Annotated in this window: 9 protein-coding genes; 3 read left to right on the top strand and 6 right to left on the bottom strand. The window is 42.5% G+C overall.

Annotated features, from left to right (window positions below; all coding sequences use genetic code 11):
• Positions 1-239: 239 nt before the first annotated feature.
• The 3 genes from SLH55_RS07840 to yfcC all read right to left on the bottom strand — a co-directional run bounded on the left by SLH55_RS07840 (position 240) and on the right by yfcC (position 4513).
• The gene (locus SLH55_RS07840) at positions 240-1508 is read right to left on the bottom strand and encodes an MFS transporter (RefSeq protein ID WP_219165709.1); all 1269 of its coding nucleotides are present in this window, start codon (positions 1506-1508) and stop codon (positions 240-242) included.
• Between the two features lie 265 nt (positions 1509-1773).
• A complete protein-coding gene (gene iadA / locus SLH55_RS07835) occupies positions 1774-2949 on the bottom strand; it encodes a beta-aspartyl-peptidase (protein WP_219165710.1) in 1176 nt (391 codons plus the stop codon).
• Between the two features lie 61 nt (positions 2950-3010).
• The gene (yfcC, locus tag SLH55_RS07830) at positions 3011-4513 is read right to left on the bottom strand and encodes a putative basic amino acid antiporter YfcC (RefSeq protein ID WP_219165711.1); all 1503 of its coding nucleotides are present in this window, start codon (positions 4511-4513) and stop codon (positions 3011-3013) included.
• Positions 4514-4678: 165 nt separating this feature from the next.
• Here yfcC and SLH55_RS07825 point away from each other — a divergent pair, with 165 nt between their 5' ends.
• Both SLH55_RS07825 and SLH55_RS07820 read left to right on the top strand, forming a co-directional pair.
• Positions 4679-6736: a sigma-54 interaction domain-containing protein gene (locus SLH55_RS07825; protein ID WP_219165712.1), complete on the top strand. Its 2058-nt coding sequence runs from the start codon at positions 4679-4681 to the stop codon at positions 6734-6736.
• Between the two features lie 348 nt (positions 6737-7084).
• Positions 7085-7609 (top strand): universal stress protein, encoded by a 525-nt coding sequence (locus SLH55_RS07820; protein WP_219165713.1) that lies wholly within the window; start codon positions 7085-7087, stop codon positions 7607-7609.
• A 47-nt stretch (positions 7610-7656) separates the two neighbouring features.
• Here SLH55_RS07820 and SLH55_RS07815 read toward each other — a convergent pair whose 3' ends face one another.
• Positions 7657-8109: a helix-turn-helix transcriptional regulator gene (locus SLH55_RS07815; protein ID WP_219165714.1), complete on the bottom strand. Its 453-nt coding sequence runs from the start codon at positions 8107-8109 to the stop codon at positions 7657-7659.
• 233 nt (positions 8110-8342) lie between these two features.
• Here SLH55_RS07815 and SLH55_RS07810 point away from each other — a divergent pair, with 233 nt between their 5' ends.
• Positions 8343-9749, top strand: coding sequence for a cryptochrome/photolyase family protein (locus tag SLH55_RS07810; RefSeq protein ID WP_219165715.1), 1407 nt, complete (start codon positions 8343-8345; stop codon positions 9747-9749).
• 59 nt (positions 9750-9808) lie between these two features.
• Here SLH55_RS07810 and putP read toward each other — a convergent pair whose 3' ends face one another.
• Positions 9809-11278 (bottom strand): sodium/proline symporter PutP, encoded by a 1470-nt coding sequence (gene putP / locus SLH55_RS07805; protein ID WP_257474851.1) that lies wholly within the window; start codon positions 11276-11278, stop codon positions 9809-9811.
• A 376-nt stretch (positions 11279-11654) separates the two neighbouring features.
• Positions 11655-12218, bottom strand: coding sequence for an NAD(P)H oxidoreductase (locus SLH55_RS07800; protein ID WP_219165716.1), 564 nt, complete (start codon positions 12216-12218; stop codon positions 11655-11657).
• Between the last annotated feature and the right edge of the window lie 192 nt (positions 12219-12410).

Below are 12410 nucleotides of genomic sequence, written 5' to 3'. Positions count from 1 at the left end.
CGTACATAAGGGAAAATCGTTCATAAAATGATTATACTTTTTAAAAATAATTTTCATTCTTTTTATAATAGCGGTTTATTAAACATTTTTACTGTTAAAGAAGCGAGTGCTGGTTGATTTAACTATAAGTAAAGGAATAAATCATTTTCTCCTTCCAATCCATTTTCAATGATCGGAGAGATTTATAATATTAAAAACCCCTACTGAATCATCTTGCCCAATTCAGCAGGGATGTTTCTTTAACTATTTAAAACGGCAGAATGTGGTTCTTCTTCCTTAACGTATTTAGGCAGGATGATGGTGTAGAATATGGCTACGATGAGTAAACAGCCTCCAACGAGCCAGTAGAGCATTTCAACCGTGATCACAGAAGGGAATGTCATGGCGATGACTCCAAGGGTGATTGATTGTGACAACATCATAAGGGGATTGATCCACCCCTGCACCCTCCCCATCATCTTGGGGTCAATGATACTCGGCATCCACCCCCCAATTGCAATGTTCACAAGTGGCAATCCCAGTGCTGCGATAAAAATGATCATCAAGAAAAGCCAGGTGGTCGGGGCAAACGATGCTGCGATGATAAAGGTACCCGATATCACGAGACCTGTCACGATCAATACATGAAACTTGAATTTCTGGGTAAGCATGGATGAGAAGATACTTCCGATCAGCACTCCTGCACCGAAGGCGATTCCTAATAGAATCGAATATTCTTCGTAGGAGCCTGGAGCCAATTTATATTTCAATATAAAGATGGGAATGACTGCAAATCCCCCGTTCACAATTCCAAAAACGACAAAGCCTCCAATCAATGATAGGAGCAGCTTATGATTAAGAATATATTTCATCCCTTCCGTAAAGTCTTTACTGACAGATTGAATGTTCAAATCTTTCCAGGAATGCTTCCCATTTGGGAGCCTGACTTCTTCCGGAATGACACATTTCTTAATCAAGATGGCAGAGATCACAAAGGTAACGAAATCAACCGCGATGGCTCCGTAAATCCCTGTCGTCCAATAGACAAAGATGGCAACGGCATTTCCGAGCAGCATAAACAGACTCATCACCATTTGATTAAGTCCGGCAGCAGTAGAATAATCATCCTTTGAGAGGACCCCTTGAAGGATTCCCTGTTCTGCCGGGAAGAAAAATTTCTGTACACCACTTCGCAGGAAGAGAACTGTAAAGATAAGAGGAAGCCAGCCTATGAAGATGGCAACGAATAATAATAGTGTGAGAAAAGCACTGATCGTATCACAGTGATAAGCAATTTTTTGGCGATCCATTCTGTCAGCCAACACACCAACAAGGAAAAACACGACAAGAGTCGGAAGCGAATACATCATCTCCGTAACCGACGCATACATAGGCTGCTCTGAAAAGCGATCCAGCAGGTAAAACATAAACGCTGTCAAGCCAATAACACTTCCCATATGCGACGTGAAATTAGCAAAAAATAATTTTAAAAATATCGGATTCTTAAAAATTTCAATCATTTTTTTCATAACATCCGTCCCCCATCAATAAGTAACTATCTTTATCATATAGAGATTTGCTTATGGGGAGGAGGGTCAATTGGTGGTTTTTTCCTCCTCCTCGGGTCGGATAAGGATTAGGCGCATCTGCGGAAATGGGAATGGTTTTTCGTTTCGGTGACATATTCGGGATTTCCCTGATAAATTAAAGATTTCACATGTGCCGCTCTAATAGTTCATTTATATTCAAAAAAAAAGCCGGAAGCGCAAGGCCCCGGGCTTTCCTTCTTTTCAATCACAGTTCAAATGTCCCTTTCACAAGAGCTTCCCCATTCTCCACCATCATTTTCCCCCTGGCGAATACCGTATTCACTTTAAGGGTATCTTCTTCCAATAGTATGAGATCAGCATCCCTCTCCACTTCCACATGACCTTTTTGTTTTAGTTTCAGGATTTTAGCAGGATTCGAGGTAATGACCCTGATCGCTGTTTCCAATGGGATTCCTTCCTTCAGAACGGCATCCTTCACTTCATCATAGAGGCTTGCAACCTGACCGATCTGCAGTCCGATCAATTCTCCATCAGCATCAAAGTTCGGCAGACTTGCTTGTCCATCGGAAGTGTAGGTGATTTGTTCCACCGGTACGCCCGCATCAAGCATGCGTTTAAGCGCCATACTGCATTTGACTTCACCGTCTTCCAGAAATTGAGGGATGGTACTCGTTGTAAAGTCTACATATCCACCTTTAAGGGCATATTGAATCCCCGCTTCAAAGAGATGTGCATTCCGGTTGATATGAGTCGGATAGAACTGCTTGATTGGAATATCCGTTGTCTCGACAATCTCTTCCAACAGGTTCAGGTGATCATAACTATCCCCGACATGGACATTGACAATTCCGGCTTTCCCCGACAACATCCCACCGATCCTTGCCGCTGAAGCAATTTTCGCTAACTCGTTTACCGTCGGCTGGGATGAGCGGTGATCGGCAATCGCCACCTCACCCACACCAATGATTCTATCCACTAAGATGATATCATCTTCAATCTTTCCGGTAAGTGTTTTCAAAGGTACCTGGTATGAACCAGTTTGCACATAACAGGTAATCCCTTCTTCTTCAAGCCCCTTCGCTTTGGCTATGAGGCTTGCCATCGTCCTCGTCGTCCCGTCGGTGCCGATGACACCGACAAGAGTGGTGATTCCCGATAGAGTGGCCTGAGTCAATTGGATTTCAGGAGTTCTTGTACGGAAGCTTCCTTCTCCCCCACCGCCCATAATATGAACATGCGAGTCGATGAATCCGGGTACAACATATTTCCCAGTTGCATCCACCACTTTAATATCCACAAATGGACCCGGAAGCTCAATCTTATCTTCAATGAACCCTATTTTATCACCTACCAGAAGGATATCCTTTTTTCCTAGATATGCTGGAGCATAAACTTCCCCGTTTTGTATAAGTGTTAGCATGATGTTTGTTCGCTCCTTTCACTATGTCTTCATAATCGAGCCTGGCCCGAAGTATGGCTAATTAAAATCCAATGAGCGTTGCCGTAATCACAAAGATGGATGATAGGACGAATAGAATAAGCATGAATTTAAAGATGAATTTAGCCCACACTCCCCAGTCGACCCGTGCTGCTCCCAATGTACCCATAAGGGCGGCGGATGTTGGAACCAGGATATTCGTTAATCCATCCCCCAATTGGAAAGCCAGTACCGATACTTGGCGGGTGACGCCCGCAATATCGGAAAGCGGGGCCATCAATGGCATCGTGAGTGCTGCTTGACCAGAACCGGAAACCACGAAGAAGTTGAAGATAGATTGGAATAAATACATACACCATGCAGAGATGGCTTCCGGGAAATCACCTACTACTTGCCCTGCACCATATAATACCGTGTTCAATACAGATGGGGCGTCCGGCGCGTCTCCACCAAGGATGATGACGATCCCCTTTGCCATCCCCACCACCAATGCTGCAGGCAGAAGATCTTTCGCACCGTCGATGAAGCCGTTCGCTACATCATCCCAACTCATTCCATTTAATTTAAACAGAACCCCGATAATCCCTGCAACTAAGCCTATTGTGAAGAATTGGCTTGCAATTTCAGGAATGTAGTATGCGTGCTCCACTACTCCCCAAATGATCCAGGCAATCCCCACTACTACTGTAAGGATGACAAGTGAGTGTCCCCATGTAAATTTCGCATTTAAATGTTCCACTTTACCTTCTTTCCGGAAGTACTCATCCGTTGTGTAGGAAAGGCTTCGTTTAGGATCCTTCTTGATCGTATTGGCATATCTCCAAGTATAAACGATTCCGACAAGAGTGAAGACTATCCACATTACAATCCGGAAGCCGGCTCCTGATAGAACCGGAACACCGGAAACCCCTTGAGCGATCGCTACCCCGAATGGATTCATCCACGATGTGGCAAATCCGATCTGAGTTGCAACATACGTGATCATGATACCCGTAATAGCATCATATCCTATGGCAATCATAATTGGAACGAGGATCATGGCAAAGGCGATGGCCTCTTCCCCCATACCAAAAACAGCTCCACCCAATGAAAATAAGAAGAACATGATCGGAATGATGAGGGACTCCTTCCCCTTGGTCCGATCGATTACTTTGAGGATCCCTTCTTCGATCGCTCTTGTTTTCATGATGATTCCAAAGGCTCCCCCGATAATGAGGATAAAGGCCACCACCCCAACGGCTGATCCCCATTTATCCCCTGATACAAGGCCTTCAAATACATAATTCAGGAAACCTATCCCTCCACCAGGTTCAAATAGGCTTGTTCCTTCCCTGATCAGATTTCCATCCTCATCTTTTAAATAACTAAACGAATCCGGATTCAAGACTGTTTTTGTTTGTTCTTCCCCATCCTGCATATACGTGATCTCTTCTGTTGCAAATTGCCCCTTAGGTATGACATACGTTAAAATGGCAGCAGCAAGTACGACGAAAAACACAATGATAAAAGTATGCGGCACCTTCCAAGCTTTTTGTTCTCTCTCCATTTCTTATCCCCCCGTTTGATAGATTAATATCCTTCATTTTCTTACATGCAAGTTCCGTGCCAACCCTCTATTATCTGAAAATACAAACTTTAATTCCGCTAATGGTTGAAATAGGTTAGAATATAGTTAACCAAAAACCTTTTATTAACCATAAGGAGGATTCAAATGAAACGTGAATTAATTCTATTAGCCGGCACAAAGGAAACAGAGAGAGCCCTGAAGGAGCAGTTACAGTCCGTTTTTGGTGAACTGATCCATATTACCAGTTATGCCTGTGATGAGGGGATTCCCACTTTTTTCACAAATAAGCTGATTGTATATTCTTCAGCGCTGATCGAGCCTGAAGTACAGGAATATATCGATTTCGATTCCTGTACCATTATGAAAGCCCGACGCACGGTGAACTACGAATACATAGATCGTATATTTGAATTGCCTCCGGGAAAGAAGATCCTTTATGTGAATGACTTCATCGAGACTGCCCAAGAAGCCGTCGCCACGTTAAAACGACTTGGGATTGATCATGTTGACTATATTCCTTACTCCCCTTCAGGAGTATATCCCAGACACATCGACATTGCCATTTCACCTGGAGAGATGTTGAGCATCCCCCCTACCATACCCGAAAAAATAGATATCGGCGTAAGATTGATTGATTTGAATACCATCATGAAAATTATCTATCACTTTCAGTTATCGGAACGATTGACCTTCGATATTACTGACCGATACACCCGAAAGATCATTGAACTCAGTCAAAAACTCGGAGCCATCAATAGACGGGCGAAAACCTTGAATAAATTCCTGAACAAAGTGGTTGATGGAGTCAACGACGGAATCCTGGCCTTTCAGGAAGATGGTGAAATCACTGTTTTCAATGAAGTCCTCGAGAGGATGGTGGGAATAACGGCCACCCATGCAATCGGGAAAAAGTTGAACAGGGTCTTTAAGAATATCGAGTTGAATCACTTCCTGACTTCCCGCCAGGATGAGGATCAAGAATATTTCACACTCAGACAACAGAATGTGATGGTCTATCGCTTCCGCTTGGAGGCTGAAGGTGTCATTGTGGCGACATTCAAAGATATGGAAGAAACCATAGAAATGGAGAAAGTACGTAAACGCGAACTTCAAAAGAGGGGATACATCGCCAAATATACGTTTGATAGTATATTAGGAAATAGCAGACTCATCAATGAGACGAAATTGATTGCGGGGAAACTTGCCCAAAGTGAACTTCCCGTTTTGATCTATGGTGAAACTGGAACAGGGAAAGAATTGTTCTCTGGTGCCATACATAATAGTTCCTCCCGCAAGAACAGCCCTTACCTTGCCGTGAACTGCAGTGCATTACCGGAAGATTTGTTAGAAAGTGAACTATTCGGTTATGAGGATGGTGCCTTTACCGGAGCTAAAAAAGGGGGAAAAAAGGGCTTGTTCGAACAAGCCGACGGCGGCACTCTGTTCCTCGATGAAATTGGGGATATCAGTTTAAAGTTGCAGGCCAGGTTGTTGAGGGTCCTTCAGGAAATGGAAATCAGGAGAATTGGAGGAAACAAGAATATCCCGGTAGATGTAAGGATCATCGCAGCCACCAACAAAGACCTTCAATCCCTAATTACAGAAGGAACATTCCGGGAAGATCTATACCACCGCTTGAAAGTCTTATCACTGCAGCTGCCAAGCCTGAGGGAAAGAAGCGGGGATATTCCCATCCTCATCGAAAATTTTCTCCGCACGGAACAAAGCAAGATCACAACAATCGACAGTGCCGTATTGGAAGCCATGCAGAACGCCCGGTGGAGTGGAAATGTCAGGGAACTTAAAAATACGCTCCTTTATATGATGACTGTCGCGGAACACAACCGATTAACGATAAATGAATTACCGAGAAATGATGATAATTTCCAAGACAACGGGGAAACTAGAAATGCCCACATTCATCCGGAAATAACCATGTCAAAATCCGAGGAGTATGTCAGTATCCTATCAGTATTATTGAGCTTCTACAATGAGGGGACAAGGGCAAGCAGAGAGAAGATTCATTCATCCCTGGAAGATAGCCCGACACCTCTATCCGTTCAACAGATCAGAACAAGATTGAACGAACTAAAAGATTTAGGATACGTCATTATCCAAAGAGGAAGGACAGGAACTGAAATTACGCCGGCAGGAATACAGTGGTTAAACAATCAGAAAGAGAATGTTTTAACCATTAGATAACGGGGTATCTTAATTTTAACCGGTTATAACTAGTAAATATTCTTCACGATACAATAAGTCGAGGTGATTTTTCATGGTACGTACAATCTTAATGGTCATTGGTGCAATTGTTGTTATTGGCTGGATTATCAGCATGCTTTAAGAGGTCAAACACTATTCATGCTATTATTTGAGTTATATTATTGAAAATAGAAAGAGCAGAGTGGATCTTCCCCCACTCTGCTCTTTCTATTTTCATTCCGGGAAATCCTTTTCCCTTTTATGTTAATTCTTTCAGAAATAACTGAAAAAGATTAACTTTTCTCCAAACGGGTAAACAACTTATATTCCAATACAGAGGTGATTGACATGTATAGACATATTCTATTAGCTTATGATGAAACAGACGGCAGCAAAAAAGCATTAGATGAAGTAACAAAATTAATGAAAAGTTCTATAGACTCAAAACTAACGGTACTCCATATTTCAGACGAGAAAACAGCAAACGAACCGCGTGACAATTACACACCGACTCACGCTATAGCCGACACGTCACCAGGCTTCGATCATCAATATATGGGGAATCTATCCGTTTCTCCGGATAACAAAGTGCGAGAAACAGAAGAAGAACATCATGAAATCAAGACACCATCATCTACCCATCCTTTTTTAGTCAATGCCCGCGAGAAGCTTTCTCCCCATGGAGTAGATGCTAATTATATTCACCTGTCAGGCTCTGAAGCGAAACGCATATGCGAATATGCGAAAGAAATACAGGCAGATCTGGTTGTCATTGGCAACAGCGGAAAATCCGGCATAAAAAAATGGGTACTCGGAAGCGTCAGCGAAAAAGTCGCCCATGACTGCGAATCAAGCGTACTGGTTGTAAAATAAGATAAAATAGAGGGACGGACCTTTAAAGGTCCGTCCCTCTATTTTGCTTATTCCCCTGTTAATTCATCAAATCGTTTATGGCTGCTTTCTTCATCGAAGCTGCTATAGATCCGATAATCCTCAGCGTCCAGTATGCGATAATGCTTACTGAAAAGATTTTGTTGCAGGATGTAATCATCGGTTTTTTTTAAATCTTTCCACCAAATTTTTCCACCAAGGGTTTTTTCTTTTCGATAATCAATCCCTTCCCGGGCAATGATTTCAATGACTTCAAGGGGTTCCCCCCCCAAACTAACCGTTAAGGTTTCACTATCTTTAAACAACGCACAGATAGCTACGGCAGCTGTCCAGCTCGCCATGACTCTTCCCTTCTCAATCTGCACCAGGGTCTTTTTCGATAGCCCTATGACTGTCGCCATCTTATCCTGGGTATAGCCCGCTTCGGTTCGTATCAGCCTTAACTTTTCAGAGATGATTAATATGATTTCTTCTTTTGTCATGGTTTCACACCTTATTTGTTTATAGTGTAATATTACACCTAAAGCACCACTGTTTTCAATCTTATTGGAATATTTATTGTCAAACCCATTGATTTTTGTATCGATTCCATCGATTTATTATACTTTTAGATAGGCTGGAACGGGTAAAAAACGCTTCAGTCCTATTAACAAACACAATTTAAACCTAATGGACATTTGATCATAAGCCACATCTCATACGAGGAGGAATCAAAATGGATAAATCAATCATCGTTTTGTTTAGGGAAGATCTGAGGATCCATGATAACCCCGCACTCTATTCGGCTTGCCAGGAAGGCAACGTGATCCCTCTTTATATTTGGGATGAGGAAACTTCCCATTCCACCAGCGGCGAGGCAAAGAAATGGTGGCTGCATCGCAATATCGATTCTTTTCAGAGCACAATCCGTTCAATTGGCGGCCGACTCTTTCTTGATGCAGGAAAAATCGAAGAAATCCTTCCGAAATGGGTGGAGAAAACAAATGCCCAAGCAGTATATTGGAATCGCGCGTATGAGCCTAAAGTATATGAACGGGACCTGAAATTGGCACATTCATTGTCCTCTCAAGGTATAGAGGTCAAAACGTACGAAGGATCCCTTCTTTTACCACCGTGGAAAATTAAAAAGGATGACGACAGTCCTTATAAAGTATACTCGGCTTTCTACAGGTCAATCAGGAAAGAACACATCCCGGAGCCATTTCCTTCCCCTGAACACCTGGAGATTCCAACATTCAAGAAGGAAGGGATGTCCCTTGAGGATTTAGGTCTTTTACCATCCATCCCCTGGTATCACGTCATGGAAAGCATATGGGAACCGGGCGAAGAAGCAGCATTTACAAGATTAAACTCATTTCTGGAGAGTAGCCTGCATGACTATTCAGAAGGAAGAGATTTTCCCAGTGTAGGACATCATTCCACCCTGTCTCCATATTTAGCCCTCGGGGTGATATCTGTCAGGAAGATTTTCCATACATTGATTGAAATGAAAAACAAACCTGTGGAACCTTTTATCAAGCAACTTATATGGAGAGAATTCTCATATACAGTACTCCTTCACCATCCCGAGTCCACCACTCGGCCACTCAATGAAAAATTCGGAAAGTTTGAGTGGCAACCAAATGAAGATGAATGGGAGAAGTGGACAAAAGGTCAAACCGGCTATCCGATTGTGGATGCCGGAATGAGGGAATTGTGGGCAACCGGATTCATGCACAATCGGGTTCGGATGATTGTCTCTTCCTTCCTCACAAAGCATTTGCTCATTCCATGGCAAAGAGGAGCGGAATGGTTCCTCAATACCCTTATCGATGCAGACCTGGCAAATAATTCGATGGGATGGCAATGGGTAGCGGGTTCAGGGCTCGATTCAGCCCCTTACTTCCGCATCTTCAATCCCACACTGCAGAGTAAAAAATTTGATGAAGACGGCACCTACATCCGAATGTGGGTGCCTGAACTAAATAACCTTCCCAACAAATATATTCACAAGCCATCGGACACACCCGCTGATGTATTGGAACAGTCCGATATCACGCTGGGAAAGGATTATCCTTGTCCGATCGTCGATCACAAAGCAGCGCGCGAAAGGGCTTTGGAGCGGTACGAAGAGATAAAATAAATAGACTACGCATGACAAAAGGACCCAATAGCGATTATTGGGTCCTTTCCGTTACAGCCTTAATCTTTCAGGCGTAATTTAACCGTATCGAATTCTTCCTGCACTTCTTTTGAAGGCGGGTTGCCAACTAAGCTGAAGATGAATATTGCAATGGTAGCAAAGATGAATCCTGGAAGAAGTTCGTACACATCGAATAGTCCTCCAGACAACTGCTTCCATACAATAACTGTTACTGCACCTGTAATCATACCTGCAAGGGCACCGTTACGAGTCATTCGCTTCCAGAATAAGCTTAGGATGACAACCGGTCCAAAGGCTGCACCAAATCCTGCCCAAGCATAACTGACAAGTTCCAATACCTTGCTATCACGATCATAGCCAAGGAAGATTGCGAGGATTGCGATGACCACTACAGAAATTCGACCAACCAAGACTTCTTCCTTTTGGCTTGCTTCTTTCCTGAATATCGCTTTATAGAAATCCTGAGCCAGGGCACTGGAAGAAACAAGTAGCTGAGAATCCACTGTGCTCATGATCGCTGACAGAATCGCCGCCAGTAAGAAACCGGCTACCCAAGGATTAAATAATACTTGGGAGAACATGATGAATACCGTTTCTGAATTTTCTAACGGTGAATCGGCGAAATACGCAATACCTGAGAATCCGATGAAGATTGCCCCAAACAAGGAAACAATCATCCATACCATACCAATCAGGCGGGCTTTCGGAATTTCTTTCGTAGATTTAATTCCCATAAATCGAACAATGATATGAGGCTGTCCGAAATAACCCAAGCCCCATGCGAGAAGCGATACGACCGATACAAATGTCGCTCCTGTGTAAACATTCAAGTAAGATGGATCAATGCTTGATACGGCACTTACCGTCGCATCCCATCCGCCGATCTCAGAGATGGCTACTATTGGAATAATGATCAATGCCAAGAACATCAGGATACCCTGAATGAAATCTGTCCAGCTGGCCGCAAGGAATCCACCAAAGAACGTATATGAAAGGATAACACCTGCTCCAACCCATAAAGCTAACCGATAATCCATATTGAATGATTCTTCAAGTAAGATTGCTCCACCGACTAAACTTGATGAAGTATAGAACGTAAAGAAGATCAGGATGATGATAGCAGAGAACACTCGAAGAATTTTGCTTGAATCGTGGAAACGATTCTCAAAGAAATCCGGTACTGTAATGGAATCATTGGCAACTTCCGTATATACACGGAATGGTTTTGCAACAAATTGCCAGTTCAGGTACGCACCTACCGAAAGACCGATTGCCAACCAGATTGACCCCATACCACTTGCATAAATGGCACCAGGCAACCCAAGCATCAACCAACCGCTCATGTCGGATGATCCCGCACTGAGGGCGGCTACACCGGCAGTTAATCGTCTTCCTCCTAAAACATAGTCGGATAAGTTACTGGTTAACTTCGCTGCCATGTAACCAATAACACCCATTCCAATTAAATATATGATGATCGATGTTAACGTCTGAATATTAATATCCATAATCTACTCCTTTGTTTGTTCTGTGAAAAAAGTGATGATTGATAAAATGATCAATGTCGGCATTGGAATTAATAGCCATAACCAGGTTCCCATTGTTAATCCTTCACCCAATTTCAAACCCCTCCTTCTTATGCAATTAAGTGTATTTTTTATACACTTTCTTTTTAAATGTTATTTTCCCGGCTGTTGTAGACACAAGATTTATCATACCATAATACAGATTTTTTTAAAGTCATACGCCTTACAACAAGAGAAAGTCATGAATAAAAATACAGTAATATTCGATATTTTTGTTTTATATCAGCTATTCCTCTATATTTATTCACAAAAAATTATTTAAATTTATTCAAAAAACAGTACTTTTTTCACACTTCTGTCAAAATAACGTACCCAGCAGATACGCTTTATTCATAGTTTTTTCATAATCAAATTTTTTATCCCTGTCCATTGTGTCAAAAAAGATCTCTACTTCTTTATCAATGACCCCCATCCTTTCTGAAATTCCCGATATTAATTGGTGTCGCAACGCTTCATTATGACCATTTGAGAGAAACTCCTCTTTTGTTTCACCTGCAAGCCCCACCCAAAGAACCTTCTGATGACTGATTTGAGTAAAAGCCGGATATGTAAAGACTCGATCAATATACCCTTTCATGATGGCAGGCAAACCATACCACCATATCGGAAATACGAAGATCAGGGCATCATATCGCTTTAATTTCTTTCTCTCCTTATCGACAATATATGAAGGCTTCCCTTTCAGGGGGGTATCCCATTCTTCTTCGCCTTTGTCATCTAACACCGGATGGAATTCCTCCCTGTATAAATCCAGTATCGATGTTTTATATTCTTTCTCGTGAAGGCCTTTCTGAATATGCTTTGTGATGGAAAATGTAAGGGAGTTCGTTCGGGGATGGGCAACAATCATAAGTACTTTCAAGAATACCAACTCCTTAAATGAACTTTCGTGATTACTGTGTTTAACTCTCTGTTCAGGATAACATACTGAATTTCCTATCAAGTCGGCTTCCTTGTAATTTGCCAAATCAGAGCAGGCAACATACAGGAAAACCTCCCCTTTCCAAAAAAAAGAAGGTGAAATCAACATGATCTCACCTTCCGTTTGTTTTAC

Origin of the sequence: Rossellomorea sp. YZS02, from assembly GCF_033963925.1 — a bacterium.
GTDB lineage: Bacteria > Bacillota > Bacilli > Bacillales > Bacillaceae_B > Rossellomorea.
The sequence above is the reverse complement of the archived record's forward strand: the minus strand, read 5'-3'. Positions and strand labels throughout refer to the sequence as shown.

Bases quoted from the DNA above. Each gene is read 5' to 3' on its own strand.
- SLH55_RS07840 (WP_219165709.1), bottom strand. From the start codon at position 1,508: ATGAAAAAAATGATTGAAATTTTTAAGAATCCGATATTTTTAAAATTA.
- iadA (WP_219165710.1), bottom strand. From the start codon at position 2,949: ATGCTAACACTTATACAAAACGGGGAAGTTTATGCTCCAGCATATCTA.
- yfcC (WP_219165711.1), bottom strand. From the start codon at position 4,513: ATGGAGAGAGAACAAAAAGCTTGGAAGGTGCCGCATACTTTTATCATT.
- SLH55_RS07825 (WP_219165712.1), top strand. From the start codon at position 4,679: ATGAAACGTGAATTAATTCTATTAGCCGGCACAAAGGAAACAGAGAGA.
- SLH55_RS07820 (WP_219165713.1), top strand. From the start codon at position 7,085: ATGTATAGACATATTCTATTAGCTTATGATGAAACAGACGGCAGCAAA.
- SLH55_RS07815 (WP_219165714.1), bottom strand. From the start codon at position 8,109: ATGACAAAAGAAGAAATCATATTAATCATCTCTGAAAAGTTAAGGCTG.
- SLH55_RS07810 (WP_219165715.1), top strand. From the start codon at position 8,343: ATGGATAAATCAATCATCGTTTTGTTTAGGGAAGATCTGAGGATCCAT.
- putP (WP_257474851.1), bottom strand. From the start codon at position 11,278: ATGGATATTAATATTCAGACGTTAACATCGATCATCATATATTTAATT.